Below are 20,709 nucleotides of genomic sequence, written 5' to 3' on the forward strand. Positions count from 1 at the left end.
GTACCGCTGGCGAGACATCGCCGTCCCCGCCGCCACACCGGGGCGCCCCGGCGTGTGCTTATGCTGTGCCGCGAATATCCGGGGACGGAATGTACGGAGGACCATATGGTGCGGTTATCAGAAAGCGCGCCCAAACGCGCCGCCGACATCTACAATTCGACGGTCGCGGCATTCGCCATCAGCGCGGCCTGGGAGATCGGCGCGCTCGACGCGCTGCGCGAGACGGGCGTGCTCGACGTGGCCGCGTTCGCCGCCACCCACGACCTCGACGACCGGGCCGCCGCCGCGATGTTCAACGCGCTCGCCTCCGCCGGCGTGGTGGTCAAGGACGGCCCAAGGGTCGTCGCGGGAGCCGGGATCGAGGAGATCTACCGCCACAAGGCGTTCTTCCACTGGCTGACCGTCGGCTCGGTGAACCTGTTCGCCGACATGTCGGGCGTGCTGCGGAACAAGAACCGGGTCGGCCGCTTCTACAGCCGCAACGCCCCGGCCGTCAGCTACGCCTGCCGCGACATCAACCGGTTGTCGTTCGAGCCGGCCTTCTTCGGCGCGCTCGACGCCCTCGGCTTCGAGCCCAAGGCGGTCGCCGACCTCGGCACCGGCAGCGGCGAGCGGCTGCTGCAACTGCTCACCCGCTACCCGGCCGCCACCGGCGTCGGACTGGACATCGCGCCGGCCGCGCTGGAGGACGCCGCCAACCACCTGCGGGCCGCCGGGGCCGGCGACCGGATCGACCTGGTCGAGGCCGACGCGACCGCCCTGGACGCCGACCCGCGCTTCGCCGAGGTCGAGCTGCTGACCTGCTTCATGATGGGCCACGACTTCTGGCCCCGCGAGGCGTGCGTGGCCTCGTTGCGGCGGCTGCGGGCGGCCTTCCCGAACGTGCGCCGCTTCCTGCTCGGCGACACCGCGCGCACGCGCGGCATCCCGGAATCGGACATGCCGGTGTTCACCCTCGCGTTCGAGGTGGCCCACGACCTCATGGGCGTCTACCTGCCCACGCTCACCGAGTGGGAGGGCGTCTTCGCCGAGAGCGGCTGGACGCTCGACAAGGTCCACCGGGTGGAGATCCCGACCGACTCGGTCATCTACGAACTCAGCTGAGGGAGCGCGGACAATGATCCGATCCGTGGCGATCGTCGGCGGCGGCACCGCCGGCTGGATGACGGCGACCTACCTGAAAGCGGCGTTCGGCGACCGCATCGACGTCACCGTCGTCGAGTCGGCGCAGGTCTCCCGCATCGGCGTGGGCGAGGCGACCTTCAGCACCGTCCGGCACTTCTTCGACTACCTGGGCCTCGACGAGGCCGAGTGGCTGCCGAAGTGCGCCGGCGGCTACAAGCTGGGCATCCGGTTCGAGAACTGGAGCGCGCCGGGCGAGTACTTCTACCACCCGTTCGAGCGGCTGCGCGTGGTCGACGGGTTCAGCCTGGCCGACTGGTGGCTGGAGCACGGCGACCGGAGTCAGCCGTTCGACCGCCAGTGCTTCGTCACCACCGCGCTGTGCGAGGCCAAGAGGGCGCCCCGGATGCTCGACGGCTCCCTGTTCGCCGCGGGCCTCGACGGCTCGCTGGGCAGGTCGACTCTGGCCGAGCAGCGCGCCCAGTTCCCGTACGCCTACCACTTCGACGCCGACAGGGTCGCCGGCTTCCTCGCCGAGTACGGCGTCGCCAGGGGCGTGCGGCACGTGGTGGACGACGTGGAGCACGTCGCCCAGGACGAGCGCGGCTGGATCAGCCACATCGTCACCAAGGAGCGCGGCGAGCTCACCGCCGACCTGTTCGTCGACTGCACCGGCTTCCGGGGCCTGCTCATCAACCAGACGATGGGCGCCGAGTTCATGTCCTTCCAGGACGTCCTGCCCAACAACCGCGCGGTCGCCCTCCGGGTCCCGCGCGACGAGGCGACGGACATGAACCCGTACACGACCGCCTACGCGGCCGGGGCCGGGTGGATCTGGACGATCCCGCTGTTCGGCCGCAACGGCAACGGCTACGTCTACTCCGACCAGTTCATCAGCCCCGAGGACGCCGAACGGGAACTGCGCGCCCACGTCGCGCCGGGCCGCGACGACCTGCCGGCCAACCACATCAGGATGCGGATCGGCCGCAACAGGGACGCCTGGATCGGCAACTGCGTCGCGATCGGCCTGTCGGGCGCGTTCGTCGAACCGCTGGAGTCGACCGGCATCTTCTTCATCCAGTACGCCATCGAGCAGCTGGTGAAGTACTTCCCCGACGAGCGCTGGGACGAGACGCAGCGCCGCGAGTGGAACACCCGGATGGCCAACGCCGTCGACGGCGTGAAGGAGTTCCTGGTGCTCCACTACAAGTCGGCCCGCCGCGAGGACACGCCGTACTGGAAGGAGGCCAAGGTCCGGCAGATGCCCGGCAGCCTGGCCGCCCGCCTCGACCTGGCGCGGTCGCAGCTTCTCGACGAGGAGACGATCTACCCGAACTACCACGGCTTCGAGACCTACTCGTGGAACACCATGAACCTGGGCCTCGGCAACGTCCCCGCCCACCCCAGGCCCGCGCTCCGGCACATGGACCCCACCCAGGCCCTGGCGGAGTTCGCGCAGGTCAAGGCCGATGCCGACGCCATGGTCGCGGCGCTGCCGAGCTGCTACGACTACCTCGCGTCGATCAATGACTGAGACCGTCGGGGACCTCACGCTCACCGACGCCTTCCGCGGCTTCATGAGCACGTACTTCACCGGGGTCTCGATCGTCACCTCGATCGACCGCGAGGGCCGCCCCCACGGGCTGACCTGCAACTCGCTGGCCAGCGTCACCCTGCGCCCGCCGACGCTGCTGGTCTGCCTCGACCGGCACAGCGGCACCCTCGACGCGGTGCTCAGCCGCTCGGCGTTCGCGGTCAACCTGCTGAACGAGGACGGGCGGGGAGCCGCCGAGGCCTTCTCCACGGCCACGCCCGCGCGGTTCACCCAGGTCGCCTGGCGCCGTTCGCCCGGGTCGGGCCTGCCGGTCCTGATCTCCGCCGCCTACGCCAGCGCCGAGTGCGAGGTCGTCACGACCACCGCCGTCGGCGACCACATGGTGGTCTACGGCCGGGTGGTCGCCGTCCGCGCCGACGCCGCCCGGCCCCTCCTGTACGGGATGCGGACCTTCACCACCCTGGGAGAGAAGGCCTAGCCGGCATGCACAACGACACCCTGGCCCAGTTCCTCATCGCCGTCGCCGTCATCCTGGCCGTCTGCCACCTGTGCGGCGCGCTGATGCGCCGCTGGGGGCAGCCGCCCGTGCTCGGCGAGATCCTCGGCGGCCTGCTGCTCGGCCCCTCGGCGCTCGGCCTGGTCTGGCCGGAGGCGGGGGCCTGGTTGTTCACCGCCGACACCCGCGCCTCGCTGGGCCTGGCCGCCCAGCTCGGCCTGGTCGTCTTCATGTTCCTGCTCGGCTGCGAGTTGCGGACCGGCCAGCTCGGCAGACGCAGGGTCGTCCTCGCCACCGTGGCGGGCGGGATGGGCCTGCCGTTCGTGCTCGGCGCCGGGCTCGCCCTGCTCGCCGTGCCGATGCTGATCGCGCCGGGCGCCGAACAGGCCGACTTCGTGTTGTTCTTCGGCCTGGCCATCGCCATCACCGCGCTGCCGGTGCTGGCCCGGATCCTGGTCGACCTCGGCATCGAGCACACCCGGATCGGCACGGTCGCGTTGTCGTCGGCGGCGCTCGGCGACGGCCTGGCCTGGCTCGTCATCACCCTGATCCTGGCCGGCACCGGCCAGGTCGCCACCACGGCCGGGCTGGCGCTGGCGCTGATTCTGGCGACGGTGTTCCTGGTCCGGCCGGCGCTCGCGTACGTGGTCGCGCGGATCCGCTCCGACCAGTTCCTGCTGGCCGTGCTGATCGTCGGGGCGATCACGTTCTCGGCGCTCACCCAGCTCATCAACCTGCACCCCGTCATCGGCGCCTTCCTGTTCGGCGTCGCGGTGCCGCGCGACAACCCGGCCGTCGAGCGGATCGGCAGGCAGTTGCAGGGTTTCACCATCGCCGTGCTGCTGCCGCTGTTCTTCGCCGGGGTCGGGCTCGGCACCAGCGTCGGGCTGCTGGGCGGCTCCTTCGGCAACTGGATGTTGTTCGCCGCCGTGCTGCTCATCGCGGTCGCCGCCAAGGTGGTCGGCGCCGGGGGCGGCGCGCGACTGGCCGGGCTGCCCGGCCGGGAGGCGATGTCGCTCGGCATCCTGATGAACTGCCGCGGCGTCACCGAACTCGTGGTCGCCTCGATCGGCCTGTCGGAGGGCCTGATCAACCAGCTCGGCTTCACCATGCTCGTCCTGGTCGCCGTGATCACCACGGCCGTCACCGGGCCGCTCATACGCCGCCACCTGGCCGCAGAAGAACGTCTCGCCGGCGAGACGGAACCCTCGCGCATCTGAAGGAATTCCTCATGCTCTTTCCGCACGCCCAGTCGGAACGCGTCAATCTGAAACCGGCCGGAACCGACGACGGCCGCACCGCCTACGACGTTCTCTTCTCGCTCGGCCGCACCGCGCTGCCGACCGTCGACACCTATCTCGAACGATTCGGGAAAGGCGTCGCCGCCGCCTTCCTGGTGGAACTCCGCGACACCGGCGAGACGGTCGGGCTCTGCGAGCTCAGCGAACCCTCGCCCGCCGGGCACGTCCAGGCCGCCGTCCACATCAGGCGAGGTCAGGACCGCTCGGTGGCCGCCGACGCGGCGCTGCTCACGGTCAATTTCGCATTCGCCATGTGGCGGATCAGAAAGGTGTACTTCCAGACCCACGAGGCGGATCTGGAAAGTTTGGGATTCCATGGAGAACGCGCCAAGCTGGTGCGACGGGAGGCGGTTCTCGCCGACCATCTCTATTTCCAGGGACGCACCTGGGACATGCACGTCCATTCCATTCAACGGGAAATGTGGGACGCCCAGGGTGCGGAAATCGTCAATGGAATCCGGCCCGGAGGTGCCGTCTGATGAGCCAGTACGTCTGGGGTTATCTGCGGGAGTACGAGGACGAGCGCGACGACATCCTGGCCGCCGTCGACGGCGTGTTCCGGTCGGGCAAGCTGGTCCTCGGCCCGAGCGTCGCGGCGTTCGAGGAGGAGTTCGCGGCCCGCCACGGCGTCGGCCACGGCGTAGGCGTCGACAACGGCACCAACGCGCTGGTCCTGGCGCTGCGCGCACTGGGCGTCCGGCCCGGCGACGAGGTGATCACGGTCTCCAACACGGCCGCCCCGACCGTTGTCGCGATCGACCTCGTCGGCGCCACCCCCGTGTTCGTCGACGTCCACGAGGACGACTACCTGATGGACGTCGCGCAGGTCGAGGCGGCGATCACCGAACGCACCACCTGCCTGCTGCCGGTCCACCTCTACGGCCAGTGCGTCGACATGGCCCCGCTGCGGGAGTTGTCGGAGAAGTACGGGATCCCGATCCTGGAGGACTGCGCCCAGGCCCACGACGCCCGCCACCACGGGGAGATCGCCGGCTCGATGGGCCAGGCCGCGGCGTTCTCCTTCTACCCGACCAAGGTCCTGGGCGCCTACGGCGACGGCGGCGCGGTCATCACCCCGTCGGCGGAGATCGCCGCCGATCTGCGGCGGCTGCGCTACTACGGCATGCGGGACGTCTACCACGTCGTGCAGACTCCCGGGCACAACAGCCGCCTCGACGAGGTGCAGGCCGAGATCCTGCGCCGCAAGCTGCGCCGCCTCGACGGCTACGTGGCCCGCCGGCAGGCCATCGCCGCCCGCTACGCCGAGGCCCTGGCCGACACCGACCTCGTGCTGCCGAAGGTCGCCGAGGGCAACACCCACGTCTACTACGTCCACGTCGTGCGGCACCCCCGGCGCGACGCCATCCTGGAGAAGCTGAAGGAGCACGACGTGTTCCTCAACATCAGCTACCCGTGGCCCGTCCACCGCCAGCAGGGTTTCCTGCGGCTCGGGTGGGCGGAGGGCTCGCTGCCCGTCACCGAGCGGCTGGCCGGCGAGATCTTCTCGCTGCCGATGTACCCGTCGTTGTCGGAGGCCGAGCAGGACAAGTTCATCGACATCCTGCGGGACGTCCTGGCGACGACATGAACGACTTCTGGGAATGGTGGGCCGAACGCGGGCGGGCCAACCGCTTCGTCGTGACCCAGGTGCCGTTCGGCGAGCTCGGCGAGTGGTCCTTCCACCCGGAGACCGGCAACCTGGGGCACGCGAGCGGGCGCTTCTTCACCGTCGAGGGCCTCCAGGTCCGCGACGCCGGGGTGCCCGTCTGGTCGCAGCCGATCATCAACCAGCCGGAGATCGGCATCCTCGGCATCGTCGTCAAGGAGTTCGACGGCGTCCTCCACTGCCTCATGCAGGCCAAGATGGAGCCCGGCAACGTCAACACACTCCAGCTCTCGCCGACCGTGCAGGCCACCCGCAGCAACTACACCCAGGTCCACAAGGGCGCGACCACCCGCTACCTGGAGCACTTCACCGGCCCCCGGCGCGGCCAGGTCGTCGTCGACGTGCTCCAGTCGGAGCAGGGCGCCTGGTTCTGGCGCAAGCGCAACCGGAACATGGTCGTCCTGGTGACCGACGACATCCCCGTCCACGAGGACTTCCGCTGGGTCAGCCTGTCGGCGCTGCGCGCGCTGATGAAGGTCGACAACCTGGTCAACATGGACGCCCGCACCGTGCTGTCGTGCATGCCGTTCGAGCTCCCGGAGGAGGACGACGGCGCGCTGGCCCGCAGCTACCAGTACCAGCAGCGGTCCCTGCACACCTCGGGGGAGATCCTCAGCTGGTTCACCGAGGCCAAGACCCGCTGCGACTGGACGGCCACGCTCATCCCGCTGTCGCGGGTCGACCGCTGGACCCGCGACGACCACGAGATCGCCGACGACGAGGGCCGCCACTTCCGCATCATCGGCGTCCACGTCGAGGCCGGCACCCGCGAGGTGAAACGCTGGCGGCAGCCGCTGCTGGCCCCCCGCGGCCAGGGCCAGGCGTGGTTCGTGGCCCGGCCGATCGAGGGGGTGCTCCACTTCCTGGTCCGGGCCCGTCCCGAGTTCGGGCTGATGGACCTGGTCGAGATGGCCCCCACGATCCACCTCCTGCCGGGGGAGGACCTGGCCGACGTACGCGAGCCCTTCCTCAAGGAACTGGCCACGTCGGGGTCGGGCCGCGTCCGGTACGACGCCGTGTTGTCGGAGGAGGGCGGGCGGTTCCACCACGCCATGACCCGCTATCGGATCGTCGAGGTCGACGGGTCGTTCCCCGCTGAGGTGCCGGAGGACTTCTGCTGGATGACGGTGCGCCAGCTCACCGACCTGCTCCGGCACGGCCACTATCTCAACATCGAGACCCGCAGCCTGCTCGCCTGCATCCAGAGCATGTTGTGACCCAGAAGGGCGGTTTCCATGCAGGTACGCCCACTGTCGGTCGAGGGCGCGTTCGAGTTCACCCCGAACGTGTTCCCCGACGACCGCGGCCTGTTCGTCTCGCCGCACCAGCACCACGCGTTCGTCGAAGCCGTGGGGCGGCCGCTGTTCCCGGTCACCCAGACGAACTTCAGCCGCTCCCGCCGGGGCGTGGTGCGCGGCGTGCACTACACCACCACCCCGCCCGGCACCGCCAAGTACACGTGCTGCGTGCGGGGCCGGGCGCTGGACATCGTGGTGGACATCCGGGTCGGCTCGCCGACCTTCGGGAAGTGGGACTCCGCCGTGCTCGACGGCGAGAACTTCCGCTCGCTCTACCTGCCGACCGGGGTGGGGCACGCCTTCGTGGCGCTCGACGACCACACGATGATGTCCTACCTGCTGTCGGAGCCCTACGTGCCGGAGCACGAGCTGGCCGTCGACCCGCTCGACCCGGCGCTCGGGCTGCCGATCCCGGCCGGCCTCGACCCGATCATGTCCGGGCGCGACCTGGCCGCGCCCACCCTGGCGGAGGCGGCCGAGGCCGGGCTGCTGCCCGATTATGAGACCTGCCTGAAGATCGACGCCCGCTGACTCGGGGGACCCCATGCGAGTGCTGTTCACCTCGGTCGCCCTGCCCGGACACTTCTTCCCGCTGGTGCCCATCGCCTGGGCGCTGCGCGCGGCCGGGCACGAGGTGCTGGTCGCGGTGCCCGGCCAGTTCACCGCCACGGTCGCGCGGGCCGGGCTGCCGGTGGCCTCCTGCGGGCCGGAGGCCGACTTCGTCGCGCTCTCCGGCGGCGTGGGGTCGGCCTCCGAGCACGGCCGGGTCTTCGGCCGGCTGGCGGCGGCCGGGCTGCCCGGCATGCGGGAGCTGGTCCGGGACTTCCGGCCCGGCCTGGTGGTGAGCGAGCGCGCCGAGTTCGCCGGCCCGATCGCGGCGGCCGGGCACGGCGTGCCGCAGGTCGAATACCACTGGGGGGTCGCGCCGCTCATCGACTACCGCGACGGCGCCGCCGAGGTGACCGGCCCGATCCCCGAACCGGCCGAACGGCTCAACCCGTGGCCGCCCCGCCTGCGGCTGCCCTACGCGCTGTCCCACCACAGCCTTCGGCACGTCCCCTACAACGGCGACGCCCACGTGCCCCGCTGGGCCCTCGCGCCCGCCCCCCGGCCGAGGATCTGCGTCACCATGGGCACCCTGCTGCCCCGCCTCGGCCCGTCGGGTGTACGCGACCTCGTGCTCCCCCTGCTCGAAGGGCTGGCCGGGCTCGGCGCCGAGATCCTGGTGGCCGTCGACGAGGCCGTGGCCGCGACCTGGCCGCCGCTGCCCGGCGCGGTGCGCGCGGCCGGGCGGCTGCCGCTCGCGCAGGTGCTGCCGGGCTGCTCGCTCGTCATCAGCCACGGCGGCCAGGGCGGGCTGCTGACCGCGCTCGCGGCGGGCTGCCCCCAGCTCGTGCTCCCGCAGTTCGACGACCAGTTCGACAACGCCGAGGCCGTGGTGCGGTCGGGGGCCGGGCTGAGCCTGCCGCCCGAGGCGTTCTCCGTCGCGGCCGTCGTCGAACGCTGCCGCGAGCTGCTGGGCGACCCCGCCTACGCCTCGGCGGCCGGCCGCGTGGCCGCCGAGATCCGCGCCCTGCCCTCGGCCTGGGAGACCGTCGGCCTGCTCCGCAAGGTCGCCGGCTAGAACATCGTGTCCCGCCACGGCGGGACGGGGTGCCCCATCGCCAGCGAGACGGCGTCGAGGGCCCCCTTGCGGTGCTCCCGCACCGCCCCGGCCGCCGCGAGCGAGGCCAGCGAGAACCCGCCCAGATAGGCCGACCCCAGCGTGCGCACGTCGACCGTCAGGTCGGGCGCGGCCGTCGTCGCCTCGCAGGACGCGCCGCTGGGGTCGCCCGACAACCGCCAGCGCCGCTGGTTCCACGGGCAGACGGCGTCGCGCACCTCGACGACCGCGTCGACCGGCACCTGGTAGGTGCGCCCGGCCAGTGCCGCGCCGACCTCCACGAGGCGGACCTGGTAGTCGCTCAGGCACAGCGCCGTGCGTTCGGCCCCGGCCAGCAAGAGCAGCACCGGGTCGTCGACGGCCAAGCCGCCGTGGCGGGTGCTCGCCATCAGGTCGTGGTCGAGCAGGAATCGCCACAGGGTCACATAGGCCGCCAGGTCGAGGGCGTGCACCCGGTCGGCCTCGACCGTGCCCTCGCCGTCGCCCGACGTCTCGGTCCGGTAGTAGGCGAACCCGGCCGGCTCGCCGTCGCGTTCGGCCAGCACGCACCGCACGGGGGAGCGCCAGCCCGGGGTCATCGCCGAGGGGTCGTTCTCGAGCTGGCGACGCCAGCGGCTCGTGTAGCGGAAGGTGCCGGGGCGGCCGGCGGTGGCCTGGTCGTGGAGGTCGGCGCACAGGGCGCGGGCCGACTCGGGGGAGACGTAGCGCAGCCGCACCTCGCCGGCCGACGGCAGCGGCGGAAGCGGGGTGCCGCGGGCGACGTCCACCGCGATCTGGCGGGCGGCGACGCCGTAGCCGTAGCGGCCGTAGATGGCGGCGTCGCTGGTCGTCAGGGCCGCGAGCGGCTCGCCGCCCCCCTCGTGGAGGCCGGCGAGCTGGCGGCGCATCAGCGTGCCGAGCAGGCCGCGCCGCCGGTGGGTCGGCGACACCGCGCACAGCGTGACCCCGGCCGTGGCCACCTCGCCGCCGGGCACCCGCTGCGCGATCGACAACACGCCGGCGTGCCCGACCAGGTCGTCGCCGTCATAGGCGGCCAGGCTGCGGCCCGGCTCGAACAACCGGGAGTAGGGGTCGGCCGACGCGTCCGGCCATTCGAAACCGAACGACACGCTCATCAGGTCGCGGACCGCGGAATAACCGCCGGAAAGGCCGCGGATTTCGATTTCCGCCATGCGGTCATTCTCCCGGGGTTCGCCGGAATGGCCAGGAATCAGCGGCCCGGATCTTCGGCGGCCGGCTCCTCCGGCGTCGGCGGGAATGGCGCGGAAACCGGCCGCCAGAATTGCGCCTTCTCGGTGTCGCGCACGACGACGCCGAGTTTCGCCAGCTCGTCGCGGAGTTCGCGGACCGCGTCGCCGTCGCCGACCTTCTCGCGCAGGAGGCGGCGGGCCCGCAGCACCGCGTTGACGGGCGCGCTCAATTCGGGTTCGCCGGGCGTCCATTCGCGGAATCGGTCGCGGTGGGGGTCGGCGTCGAGCCAGGTGTAGCCGTGGCGGCGGAACGCGCCGGTCATCGGCGCGACGTTCAGGTCCCACGGCTCGCGGGCGACCTCGGCGCCGCCCGGGTGGAGCAGGACGAGCCAGCCCTCCTCCCAGAACGCGGCCTTCACGTCGGCCCGGGGCACCTCCTGGGTGAAGGATCCCCGGCGCAGCCGTACGACGTCGCCGTCGAGGGTGACCGCGAGCCCGGCCCGGCGCAGCAGGAACGCCGCCGCCAGGCCCACGAGCCCGCCCAGGACGCACATCGCGATCGTCAGGGACGGCTCGGGAACCAGCCGCACCACGAATTCGACGATCTCCTGGTAGGGGGCCCACGGCAGCTCGGCCGCCCACACCCCGACGGCCTTCACCAGCCAGCCCAGGCCCACCCCCACCACGGGCAGCACGGTCCAGGCCGCGACGGTCAGCCACACCGGCTCGCCCACCACGGTGGGCTTCGTCTCGGCCGGCCGCGTGGTCCGCGACGCCATCGATCCCCCTCGGAAGGTTCGGGTCAGGCCTTCTTCTTGTCGCCGCCGCTCCAGGCCACCGTCAGCGCCAGCAGGCCGAGCACGATCAGGCCGATGTTGGCCACGATCTCATAACCCTGGAGGAACTCGAGATATCTCACCACGACCCAGAGGCGGAACCAGCCGATCCATTCATAGATGAGCCCGGCAGCGCCCTGAATGAGGAATAAGAAGCCCAGCAATTCAACCAGTTTTCTCATGGTCAAAGGCTAACTCATCCGGCTGCGAATCGGGCCCGAACGATCTCGTTCACGCAGAGTCAAGATGTTTGTCTCCGGCGTCTCCGCGCAGGTCGCCGCCATTGTAGCCCATGCGCCGTCTCGCCATGGCGGGACAATTTTGGACACACTTCCGTGCCATTGCTATGTTTCGGATCCCAGCCGATCATTTCTGCAGCGTGAGGCGGGCCGTGCGAGTTCTGTTCGCGACGTATTCGGAGAAGACACATCTGCTGCCGATGGTCCCGCTGGCCTGGGCCCTGCGGACCGCCGGGCACGACGTCCGGGTCGCCAGCCAGCCGGAACTCGTCCCGGCGATCACCCGGGCCGGGCTCCCGGCCACGGCCGTGGGCGCCGACCACCATCTGTGGCGGGTGGCCCGGCGTTTCCTCACCAGACGCGTGGCCACCACCGATCCCGTGCTCTACGAGAAGGTGCGCGGGATCCGCCAGCCGCCGTTCGACGTCGCCGACCGGCCGGACGAGGAGATCTCCTGGGAGCACCTGCGGTCCGGCTACGCCGGCATCGTGCCCTCCTGGTACCGGCTCGTGAACGACCCCATGATCGGCGACCTGGTCGCGCTGGCCCGCGCGTGGCGGCCCGACCTGGTGTTGTGGGAGTCGGCCACCTTCGCCGGGGCGGTCGCGGCCGAGGCCGTCGGCGCGGCCCACGGCCGGGTGTTGTGCAACCTCGACATGTTCGGCGTCGCCCGGCGGCAGTTCCTGCGGCTGAAGGGCGACCGCACCGGCGACCCGCTGGCCGAGTGGCTCGCCCCCCTGGCCGCCCGGCACGGCGCGGCCTTCTCCGAAGACCTCGTCACCGGTCACTTCACCGTCGACCAGCAGCCCGGCTCCCTGCGCATGGAGGCGGGCGGCCACCGCTACGTGCCGATGCGGCACGTGCCCTACAACGGGCCCGCGGTCGTGCCGCAGTGGCTGGCCGACGGGCGGCGGCGGATCGCGGTCTCGCTCGGCAGCACCTCCAGCGAGCGCTTCGACGGCTTCGCGGTCGGCGTGCGGGAGATCCTCGACGCCCTCGCCGACGTCGACGCCGAGATCGTCGCCACCTGGGCCGGCGACGGGCGGCCGGTGCCGGGGAACGTGCGGCTGGTGCCGTTCCTGGCGCTGCACCTGCTCGCCCCGGCGTGCGCGGCGGTCGTCCACCACGGCGCGTTCGGCACCGCCACCGCGGCCGGCCTGGCCGGGGTCCCGCAGTTGTCGCTGCCCGAACGGCACGACGCCCCCTACCACGCCACCCGGATGACCCGTCAGGGCGCCGGGCTGGCCATCCCGCACGACCAGGCGACCGGGGAGAACGTGCGCGCCGCGCTGCTGCGGCTGCTGACCGAACCCCGGTTCGCCGAACGGGCGGCGGCGCTGCGCGCCGAGATGCTCGCCCTGCCCGCCCCCAACGACCTCGTACCGGAGCTGGAACGGCTCACGGCGGCCTGCCGGCCGGAAAGGAGCGCAGGTGTCCGTCGCAGCGCGTGAGGAACCGCCGGGTTACGCCGGTCCGCCCGGCGGATCGGGGTTCGCCCGCGGCATCCCTGCCGTCATCACCACCCGGGCGCAGCTGATCGACGCGCTGAGCGTGGCCGCGTCGCTGGAGCACGCGATCCTGCTCCAGTACCTCTTCACCGCCTGGACCCTCAAGCGCCGCCCCGACGAGGGTCTCGACCCGAAGCACGAGCGGTTGCTGCGCACCTGGGGCCAGACCATGTCCCGGGTCTCCCACGAGGAGATGATCCACCTCGGCGTCATCGTGAACCTGCTGAACGTGCTCGGCGCCGCGCCGGTCCTGCACCGGCCCAACTTCCCGCAGGCGATCAGCCCGGAGAGCCCGTTCGACCTGAGCCTGACCCGCTGGGACGACCACACCCTGTGGCGGTACGTCCGCATGGAGCTGCCCCAGGGCGAGCCGCTGCCGCCCGAGCCGGCCCGGATGCGCCCCGCGCACCCGCCAGGTCCCCGCCACGTCATCGAGTTCGACTACCTGGGCGAGCTCTACGACATCATCCGCGCCGGCTTCGTCCACCTCGGGGAGGACGCCCTGATCGTGCCGGCCGGGGTCGACAGGGACACCCGGTGGGGCCTGCAGGTGCGGCGCATCCCGGCGGTGACCGACCTGACCTCGGCCCTGGCGGCGCTCGACCTCGTGGTGGAGCAGGGGGAGGGCGCGCCGGAGAACCGGGAGGACTCCCACTTCGAGCGCTTCACCCGGCTGCGCCGCGAGCTGGCCGCGCTGCCCAAGGGGTTCACGCCGACCCGGAACGTCGTCGACAACCCCCGTACCTGGGCCTCCCACCGGGACACGCCGCTGGCGGGCACCTACATCGAGAACGAGACCACCCGCAGGGTCGCGGCGGTCGCCAACGACGCCTACCGGATCCTGCTGCTGCTCATGCTGCAGATGTTCGGCTACGACGACCCGCCCGCGGCGGGGCCGCCGATGCTGACCGACCGCGACCTGGTCAAGGCGACGAGCAAGCAGCTCATGTCGTCGTTCCTGCGCGCACTCGCCGAGATCCTCACCGAGCTCCCGGTCGGCGACGACCCCGCCGACGGGGTGGCGGGCATCCCGTTCGAGGTGTACGAGGAGGTGCGCCTGTCCCCCCGCCACGAGCCCCGCTTCACGATCGTGATGGAGGGCCTGGCCGGGCTGGAGAACGACTGCAAGGCGCTCGCGGGGGAGACCGGCGTCGCCCGGCTGGGCGTGCTCGCCGAGCACGCCGGATGGATGCGCCACAACCTGGCCCGGGGGGTGCCCGATGGGCGTTGAGGTCGACTTCTCCGGCTGGTTCCAGCTCCGCCTGGCCACCGACCCCGACCCGCACGACGAGCCGCGCGGCGTCTCGGGCTTCACCTGGTCCTATCCCGGCGAGCCCGACTTCGACCGCACGGTCAGGTTCCAGCCCGAGGGCGCGTTCGCCCGGGTGGCGTGCGAGCCGGAGATCGGCATCGGGGTGTACGTCGACGAGGTCCGCGTCGACGGATCGGCCTCGGAGCATCCGCTGGTCGGCGCGGCCGTCCACCTGGCCGACGAGCCGAAGTTCGAGGGCCGCAACGGCATCGTCGCCGAGGCGGGCTACGAGCCGATCATCCCGTTCCGGCTGAGGTTCGCGCACGAGGGCGGCTGGTTCGGCCGCTCCTACGCCGACCGCTACGACTATCCCTATCCGGAGCTGCGCGGCAAGGGCATCGACTTCAGCGACGAGGCCAAGGCCGACATCGCCCGCGTGACGGGCATCTCCGACCTGGGCGCGGTGTGGCGGGAACGGGAGCGCCGCCTGCTGCGGATCATCGAGGCCACGACGGACGAGGCGCTGGCCGAGACGTGCCGCTGCCGCATCGCCTTCATGAAGGAGAACGACTTCCTCATCGGCGACTACGCTCTGCGCTCCTTCTACGCCTTCGACCTCACCGGCCCCGTCGAAGGGGACCTGGTGCCGGTCGACCCCGCGGAGCCGTGGCCGATCCGCTACTGGATGGGCGGCTGGGACTTCGACTCCCTCTGCGGCTACATCTGCGCCACCCTGACCATCGTCAAGTAGGAGGTTCCTCCCGATGGAGCATGTCCGCCTGGGACGCACCGGGCTGAAGGTCTCCCGGCTGTGTCTCGGCATGATGAGCTTCGGCGACCCGGCCAAGGTCCCCTGGCACCTCGACGAGGAGGCCGGCGCGCCGATCGTGCGCCGGGCCGTCGAGGCCGGCGTGACCTTCTTCGACACCGCCGACATGTACGACGGCGGGGCGAGCGAGGAGATCACCGGCCGCCTGCTGCGCCGCTTCTTCGCCCGTCGCGACGACTACGTCCTGGCGACCAAGGTCTACTTCCCCGTCGGCGACGGTCCCAACGACCGGGGCCTGTCCCGCAAGCACATCAGGTCGGCCATCGAGGCGTCCCTGCGCCGCCTCGGCACCGACCACGTGGACCTCTACCAGATCCACCGCTGGGACCGGGAGACCCCGATAGAGGAGACCATGGACGCCCTCGGCGAGCTGGTCCGCGAGGGCAAGGTCCGCTACCTGGGCGCCTCCAGCATGTACGCCTGGCAGTTCGCCAAGGCCCAGCACGTCGCGACGACGAAGTTCGTCTCGATGCAGCCGCACTACAACCTCCTCTACCGCGAGGAGGAGCGGGAGATGATCCCCCTGTGCCTCGACCAGGGCGTCGGCGTGATCCCGTGGAGCCCGCTGGCGCGCGGCCGGCTGGCCGGGAAGCGGGCCACGACCCGGTCGGAGAACGACCGGCTGGCCGCCATGCTCTACACCGAGGCCGACGACGCGGTGGTGGCCGCCGCAGAGGAGGTCGCGGCCGCGCGCGGGCTGCCCGTGGCGCAGATCGCGCTCGCCTGGCTGATGTCGCGGCCGGGCGTGACCGCGCCGATCGTCGGCGCGACGCGGGCGGATCACGTCGACGACGCGGTCGCGGCGGCCGAGGTGAAGCTCGACGAGGACGAGGTGGCCCGGCTGGAGGCGCCCTACCGGCCGCACCCCGTCCTGGGACACGACTAGAACGTGACGCGCAGTTCCCGCACACCCCGGTTGGTCGAGTGGTCGCGCAGCGGCACCTCGGCCGCCGGGACGGCCAGGGCCAGGCCGGGGAACGCCTCGAACAGCCGCACCAGCGCGATCCTGACCACGACCCGGGCCAGCTGCTGCCCGATGCACAGGTGCAGGCCGTGACCGAAGCCGAGGTGCTGGCGCGCCTCGGCGCGGTCGAGCCGCAGCGTGTCGGGGTCGGCGAAGACCCTCGGGTCGCGGTTGGCGGCCGGGAGCGAGAGCGTGACGGCCTGCCCGGCGCGCACCAGCACGCCCTCGACCTCGACGTCTTCGAGCGCGGTCCGGTTGGGGGCGCCCTGGTGGGGGACGGTCGCGTAACGCATCAGCTCGTCGGTGGCGTTGCCTGCCAGCGACGGGTCGGCCCGCAGCGCCGCCAGCTGCGCCGGGTGCGTCAGCAGCGCCAGCACGCCCAGGCCGAGCATGTTGGCGGTCGGCTCGTGCCCGGCGACGAGCAGCAGCAGCGCGATGTTGGTCAGCTCCTCGGCGGTGAGCTCGGCGCGGAGCTCGCCGATGAGCCCGCCGGGCCGGTCGCCCGTGACGAGGCCGTGCAGGTAGCCGCTGAGGGCGGCGAACGCCCGCCCGGCCTCCTCCTTCGGCGAGTCGAGGTCGACGACCGTCTGGGTGTCGCGCTGGAAGGCGGGATGGTCGTCGTAGGGCACGCCCAGCAGGTCGCACGTGACGATCGTGGCCACCGGAATCGCGAACCCGGCCATCAGGTCGGCCCCCGGACCGGCGGCGGCCAGCACCTTGAGCTGCGCGGCCACCACCTCCTCGATGGCCGGGTTGAGCGCGGCCAGCCGGTGGGCGGTGAAATGACGGCTCAGCAGCCGCCGGTAGCAGGTGTGCTCGGGCCGGTCCATGTTCACGAACCAGCCCGGCAGCGCCTCCTCGGGCGTGTGGTCGGGTTCGGCGCCGTCGTCAGGCCGGTATTCCGCGACGGGCACGTGGCGCAGCTCGGGCCGGTTGCTGAACCTGGGGTCGGAGAGCACCTGCCGGGCGGCGGCGTGGCCGGTCACCAGCCAGCCGACGTGGCCGTCGGGATAGGCGAGCGGGGCGACCGGGCAGCGCTCGCGCAGGGCCCCGAGCTCGGGCGGCGGATCGAAAAGGGAACCAGGGGCACGTTTCGTCGGCAGCTCGATCGGGTCCATTTCGGCAGGCTCCTTCAGGAAAACGAAATGCGCTCGGCCGGGAATTCGATCGTACATTACCCGTTGTCTCGCCGGCGAGACGCGTGATTTTCACCCCGGAGGGTTTCTTCGACCATACTTCGGCTATTGGAGAAAAGGCCGTCGAAGCGGGGAGAGGAAATGACCGCGGATTTTAAGATCCCGACGCCGGAAGAGGTCGGCGATTTCTACGACCGGACCAACCGGCTGATCACCGAGTACCAGGGCGGCAGCATGCACTACGGCTACTGGCTCGGGCCCGGCGACGACAGCGACTTCGAGCGGGCGTCCGACCGCTTCACCGACATCATGATCGACAAGTTGCGGGTCCGGCCTGGTCAGCGGGTACTCGACTGCGGCTGCGGGCCCGGCAAGCCGGGTGTCCGGCTGGCCCGGGTGACCGGCGCGGAAGTGATCGGCATCTCCATCAGCGCCCAGGACGTCGTGCTCGCCAACGAGCGCGCCGAACGCGAGGGAATGGCGGCCCAAGCGCGTTTCCAGCGGGCCAACATGCTCGAACTCCCGTTCCCCGACAATCACTTCGACCACGTGCTGGCATTCGAGTCGATCGTGCACGTCCCCGACCGTGCCGCCGTGCTCACGGAAATAGCGAGAGTGTTGCGGCCGGGCGGCCGGGTGGCGCTCACCGATTTCATCAACAAGGGCACGCCGTCGCAGGACGAGGAAGACCGGAGGGCGCTCGCCGACGCGCTCGCCTCATGGTGTTCGGCGCCTCTGGTGGAACTCGACGACTATCCGGGGTTCGCCGAGGCGGCCGGTCTGGTGATCGACGAGATCACCGACGTGACCGAGAACACGAAGTACACCTATCCGAAGACCTACGGCCCGATGTACGAGTACGCCCGCACCCACGGCGAGGTCCCGCCCGAGATGGCCCGGCTGCTCGACGCCGCCCCCGGCGAGGAGGCGATGAAGTGGGTCCTGCGGGAGGAGCCCACCGAGGGCGTCATCATCGCCGTCCTCCACCTGCCCGCCTAGGAGCGGAAGCGGGCCGTCAGCCGTTCGAGGTCGGCGACCGCCGCGCCGGGAGAGGGCAGCGCCTCCATCTCGGCCCGCAGCGCGGCGGCCCGCTCCCGGGCCGCCGGGTCGCCGAGCAGACGGGCGACGGCGTCCCGCACGTCACGGCCCAGAGACGGGGAGGCCGCCACGGCGACCCCCGCGCCCTGGGCCGTCAGCGCGCCGACGAGTTCGGGCTCGTCGAAGTCGCCGTCGAGGTCCAGCCGCGGCACCACCTGCGGCACCCCGCACGCCGACGTCGTGGCCAGGGTGCCGGCCCCGCCGTGGTGAACCACCACGGCGCACGTCTGGGCCAGCGCGTGCAGTGGCACGAACGGCGTCAGGCGCACCCGGCCGGGCAGGCCCGCCAGCTCGCCGTGCCGGTCGGCGGGCACGGTCGCGACCACCTCCACGTCGAGGCCGGCCAGCTCCGCGAGCAGGTCGCGCAGCTGGGACGCGAACGCGTCGAGGCCGATGGTGACCGCCACCCGGGGCCGTTCGGGCGGCTCGGCCAGCCATCCGGGCACGACGGCCGGGCCGCCGTAGGGCACGTAGCGGGTGCGCAGGTAGGTCAGCCCGGCGTCCAGGCGCAGCGACGCGGGGAAGTGGTCGACGGTGAAGTGGCCCGTGACCAGGTCCTCGCTGAAACCGCCCGCACCGTATCGGGCCGCGCAGGCGCCCAGCCAGGCGGCCAGGGTGTCGGGCACCTGCGAGCCGGCCGGCCGCAGCCGCAGGTAGTCGCGGCGGGCGGCGCCGAAGCTGTCGGGGGTGTACATCAGCCGGGCGTGCGCGGCCCCCACCGCCGTGGCGGCGATCGCCCCCGCGTTCGTGGTGGGCTCCCAGATCACCAGGTCGGGCCGCCAGGCGCGGGCGAAGCCGACCAGCGGGTGGATGAGCGGCGTGTTCTCCATCCGGTACCACCAGGTGACCGCCTCGGAGTACTCGTCCTTCACGTCCTCCCAGGTCGGCGGGCCGGTCGGCGCGTCGACCCCGGCGCGGGCGTCCTCCAGGAGCGACGGGTCGGCCTCCAGCACGCGGGCCAGGCCGCGGTCGGAGCCGACCGGCACGGCCGGCAGCCCGGCGCGGGTGATCTCGCCGGCGAAATGGGGCTGGCTCGCCACGGCCACCTCGTGCCCGGCCGTGCGCAGCGCCCAGGCGAGCGGCACCATCGCGTGGAAGTGGGTCCGCGCCGGATAGGTGGTGAACAGGACGCGCATCAGCGGCTCCTCGCCAGCTCTTCCAGCCGCGGCACGAGCTGGTTGGGGGTGGGCAGGGCGAGCATCTCGTCCCGCAGGTCGGCGGCCCGGGCGGCGAACGACGGCTCGGCCAGCAGGCGCTCCACGGCGGCCCGCACGTCGGCTCCGGTGGCCTCCCCGGCGGGCAGGGTGAGCCCGGCGCCCTGGGCGGCCAGGCGTGCGGCCAGGGCCGGTTCGTCGAAGTCGTGCGGCAGCGCGAGCTGCGGCACGGCGTGCAGCGCGGTCGTGCTGAGCGTGCCCGGCCCGGCGTGGTGGACGACCGCCGCGCACGTCGGCGCCAGGGCGTGCAGCGGGGTGAAGCCGACCAGGCGGGTGTTGGCCGGGACGCGGGCCAGCCGCTCCCGCTCGTGGGCGGCGAGGGTCGCCACCACCTCGACGTCGAGCGTGCCGAGGTGGTCGAGCACGTCCTGCACGTCGACCACGTAGCCGCCGTCGGCGTCGGTCAGGCTCAGCCCGAGCGTCAGCGCCACCCGAGGCCGCGCGGGCGGTTCGCGCAGCCAGGAGGGCACGGTCGCGGGCCCGCCGTAGGGCACGTAGCGCATCGACACGTTGGCCGTGGCCGCCTCGACGCGCAACGAGCCGGGCAGCTGGTGGACGGTCAGGTCGCCCACCGCGAGGTCCTCCCCGAACTCTTCGGTGTACGGCCCCAGCCACGCCGCCAGCGGATCGGGGTCGCCGGGCCGGGCCAGCCGGAGGAAGTGGTCGCGGGTGACCCCGAAGACGTCGAGGCTCCACATCAGGCGCGCGTGCGCGGCCCCGCAGGCGCGGGCGGCGACCGCGCCGGCGTAGGTCGTCGGCTCCCAGACCACCAGGTCGGGCCGCCACTCCCGGGCGAAGGCGACCAGGTCGGCGGTCATCGGGAAGTTGACCATCCGGTGCCACCGCTCGACCTGCCGGGCCAGCCCCGGGTGGACGTCGTCCCAGCCGACCTCGGAGGCGGGCCGCATAGCGCTGTCGTAGGGGTCGGGCAGCCCGGCGCCGCCGGTGCCGAGCCAGTCGGGGTGCAGGTCGATCATGCGCCAGAACCCGTGGTCGCGGCCGACGGGGACCGCCGTGTGCCCGGCCTGGGTGATGACGCCGGCGAAGTGGGCCTGGCTGGCGACCGCCACCTCGTGCCCGGCCGTCCGCAGCGCCCACGCTAGCGGCGCCATCATCAGGAAGTGCGTCTTCTGGGGATAGGTCGTGAACAGCACGCGCATCAGCGGCTCCTCGCCAGCTCTTCCAGCTTCGGCACGAGCTGGTGGGGAGTGGGCAGGGCGAGCATCTCGTCCCGCAGGTCGGCGGCGCGCGCGGCGAACGACGGCTCGGCCAGCAGCCGGGCCAGGGTGTCGCGCACGAGCGCGTCGCCGGCCGCGCCGGAGTCGAGCGCCAGCCCGGCCCC

Annotated in this window: 21 protein-coding genes; 14 read left to right on the forward strand and 7 right to left on the reverse strand. The window is 72.1% G+C overall.

Translation table 11 applies throughout. The features are described from left to right. Positions 1-105 precede the first annotated feature (105 nt). From FDA94_RS19025 to FDA94_RS19065, 9 genes are read left to right on the forward strand one after another with little or no spacing between them, the layout of a single operon-like run. Positions 106-1,104 carry a class I SAM-dependent methyltransferase gene (locus FDA94_RS19025; RefSeq protein WP_137248405.1) on the forward strand — a complete coding sequence of 333 codons (999 nt, stop codon included), beginning with the start codon at positions 106-108 and terminating at the stop codon, positions 1,102-1,104. A gap of 13 nt (positions 1,105-1,117) precedes the next feature. Then, positions 1,118-2,656, forward strand: a complete 1,539-nt coding sequence (locus tag FDA94_RS19030) for a tryptophan halogenase family protein (protein WP_137248406.1) — start codon at positions 1,118-1,120, stop codon at positions 2,654-2,656. Next, complete coding sequence (locus tag FDA94_RS19035) at positions 2,649-3,155, forward strand: flavin reductase family protein (RefSeq protein ID WP_137248407.1); 507 nt, start codon at positions 2,649-2,651, stop codon at positions 3,153-3,155. Before FDA94_RS19030 ends, FDA94_RS19035 begins: the two co-directional genes overlap by 8 nt. 5 nt (positions 3,156-3,160) lie before the next feature. Further along, positions 3,161-4,393 carry a cation:proton antiporter domain-containing protein gene (locus FDA94_RS19040; protein ID WP_137248408.1) on the forward strand — a complete coding sequence of 411 codons (1,233 nt, stop codon included), beginning with the start codon at positions 3,161-3,163 and terminating at the stop codon, positions 4,391-4,393. An 11-nt stretch (positions 4,394-4,404) separates the two neighbouring features. Further along, positions 4,405-4,953: a GNAT family N-acetyltransferase gene (locus FDA94_RS19045; RefSeq protein WP_137248409.1), complete on the forward strand. Its 549-nt coding sequence runs from the start codon at positions 4,405-4,407 to the stop codon at positions 4,951-4,953. Beyond that, positions 4,953-6,062 carry a DegT/DnrJ/EryC1/StrS family aminotransferase gene (locus tag FDA94_RS19050; RefSeq protein ID WP_137248410.1) on the forward strand — a complete coding sequence of 370 codons (1,110 nt, stop codon included), beginning with the start codon at positions 4,953-4,955 and terminating at the stop codon, positions 6,060-6,062. The genes FDA94_RS19045 and FDA94_RS19050 overlap by 1 nt, the downstream gene beginning before the upstream one ends. Beyond that, the gene (locus FDA94_RS19055) at positions 6,059-7,357 is read left to right on the forward strand and encodes an NDP-hexose 2,3-dehydratase family protein (protein WP_137248411.1); all 1,299 of its coding nucleotides are present in this window, start codon (positions 6,059-6,061) and stop codon (positions 7,355-7,357) included. Before FDA94_RS19050 ends, FDA94_RS19055 begins: the two co-directional genes overlap by 4 nt. An 18-nt stretch (positions 7,358-7,375) precedes the next feature. Continuing rightward, complete coding sequence (locus FDA94_RS19060; RefSeq protein ID WP_137248412.1) at positions 7,376-7,969, forward strand: dTDP-4-dehydrorhamnose 3,5-epimerase family protein; 594 nt, start codon at positions 7,376-7,378, stop codon at positions 7,967-7,969. A 13-nt stretch (positions 7,970-7,982) separates the two neighbouring features. Beyond that, positions 7,983-9,062, forward strand: coding sequence for a nucleotide disphospho-sugar-binding domain-containing protein (locus FDA94_RS19065; RefSeq protein ID WP_137248413.1), 1,080 nt, complete (start codon positions 7,983-7,985; stop codon positions 9,060-9,062). On the opposite strand, the gene FDA94_RS19070 is transcribed toward FDA94_RS19065, so the two are convergent. From FDA94_RS19070 to FDA94_RS19075, 3 genes are read right to left on the reverse strand one after another with little or no spacing between them, the layout of a single operon-like run. Further along, complete coding sequence (locus FDA94_RS19070) at positions 9,059-10,273, reverse strand: GNAT family N-acetyltransferase (RefSeq protein ID WP_170991018.1); 1,215 nt, start codon at positions 10,271-10,273, stop codon at positions 9,059-9,061. The genes FDA94_RS19065 and FDA94_RS19070 overlap by 4 nt on opposite strands. A 38-nt stretch (positions 10,274-10,311) precedes the next feature. Next, entirely contained in the window at positions 10,312-11,070 is a 759-nt protein-coding gene (locus FDA94_RS39295; RefSeq protein ID WP_170991019.1) for a YqeB family protein, read from the reverse strand. A gap of 23 nt (positions 11,071-11,093) precedes the next feature. Next, positions 11,094-11,309 carry a hypothetical protein gene (locus tag FDA94_RS19075; protein ID WP_137248415.1) on the reverse strand — a complete coding sequence of 72 codons (216 nt, stop codon included), beginning with the start codon at positions 11,307-11,309 and terminating at the stop codon, positions 11,094-11,096. A gap of 209 nt (positions 11,310-11,518) precedes the next feature. Here FDA94_RS19075 and FDA94_RS19080 point away from each other — a divergent pair, with 209 nt between their 5' ends. Genes FDA94_RS19080 through FDA94_RS19095 form a run of 4 tightly spaced genes read left to right on the forward strand, consistent with a single transcriptional unit; the run spans position 11,519 to position 15,841 of the window. Continuing rightward, positions 11,519-12,817, forward strand: coding sequence for an activator-dependent family glycosyltransferase (locus FDA94_RS19080; protein ID WP_137248416.1), 1,299 nt, complete (start codon positions 11,519-11,521; stop codon positions 12,815-12,817). Then, positions 12,798-14,105: a ferritin-like domain-containing protein gene (locus tag FDA94_RS19085; protein WP_137248417.1), complete on the forward strand. Its 1,308-nt coding sequence runs from the start codon at positions 12,798-12,800 to the stop codon at positions 14,103-14,105. The genes FDA94_RS19080 and FDA94_RS19085 overlap by 20 nt, the downstream gene beginning before the upstream one ends. Further along, positions 14,095-14,877, forward strand: a complete 783-nt coding sequence (locus FDA94_RS19090; protein ID WP_137248418.1) for a hypothetical protein — start codon at positions 14,095-14,097, stop codon at positions 14,875-14,877. Before FDA94_RS19085 ends, FDA94_RS19090 begins: the two co-directional genes overlap by 11 nt. Before the next feature lie 13 nt (positions 14,878-14,890). Then, positions 14,891-15,841, forward strand: a complete 951-nt coding sequence (locus tag FDA94_RS19095) for an aldo/keto reductase (RefSeq protein WP_137248419.1) — start codon at positions 14,891-14,893, stop codon at positions 15,839-15,841. Here FDA94_RS19095 and FDA94_RS19100 read toward each other — a convergent pair. After that, on the reverse strand, positions 15,838-17,037 hold the full coding sequence (locus FDA94_RS19100; protein ID WP_137248420.1) for a cytochrome P450: 1,200 nt from the start codon (positions 17,035-17,037) through the stop codon (positions 15,838-15,840). The genes FDA94_RS19095 and FDA94_RS19100 overlap by 4 nt on opposite strands. A 159-nt stretch (positions 17,038-17,196) precedes the next feature. Between FDA94_RS19100 and FDA94_RS19105 the strand changes: the two genes are divergently transcribed. Beyond that, on the forward strand, positions 17,197-18,054 hold the full coding sequence (locus tag FDA94_RS19105; RefSeq protein ID WP_137248421.1) for an SAM-dependent methyltransferase: 858 nt from the start codon (positions 17,197-17,199) through the stop codon (positions 18,052-18,054). Here FDA94_RS19105 and FDA94_RS19110 read toward each other — a convergent pair. From FDA94_RS19110 to FDA94_RS39300, 3 genes are all read right to left on the reverse strand, one after another. Next, a complete protein-coding gene (locus FDA94_RS19110) occupies positions 18,051-19,289 on the reverse strand; it encodes a nucleotide disphospho-sugar-binding domain-containing protein (RefSeq protein ID WP_137248422.1) in 1,239 nt (412 codons plus the stop codon). The two genes, FDA94_RS19105 and FDA94_RS19110, sit on opposite strands and share 4 nt — an antisense overlap. Beyond that, positions 19,289-20,527: an activator-dependent family glycosyltransferase gene (locus FDA94_RS19115; RefSeq protein WP_137248423.1), complete on the reverse strand. Its 1,239-nt coding sequence runs from the start codon at positions 20,525-20,527 to the stop codon at positions 19,289-19,291. Before FDA94_RS19115 ends, FDA94_RS19110 begins: the two co-directional genes overlap by 1 nt. Then, a partial coding sequence (locus tag FDA94_RS39300; RefSeq protein ID WP_342778498.1) for a nucleotide disphospho-sugar-binding domain-containing protein occupies positions 20,527-20,709 on the reverse strand: 183 nt, incomplete at its 5' end. The genes FDA94_RS39300 and FDA94_RS19115, both read right to left, overlap by 1 nt.

Source organism: Herbidospora galbida (assembly GCF_005233835.1).
Lineage (GTDB): Bacteria > Actinomycetota > Actinomycetes > Streptosporangiales > Streptosporangiaceae > Herbidospora > Herbidospora galbida.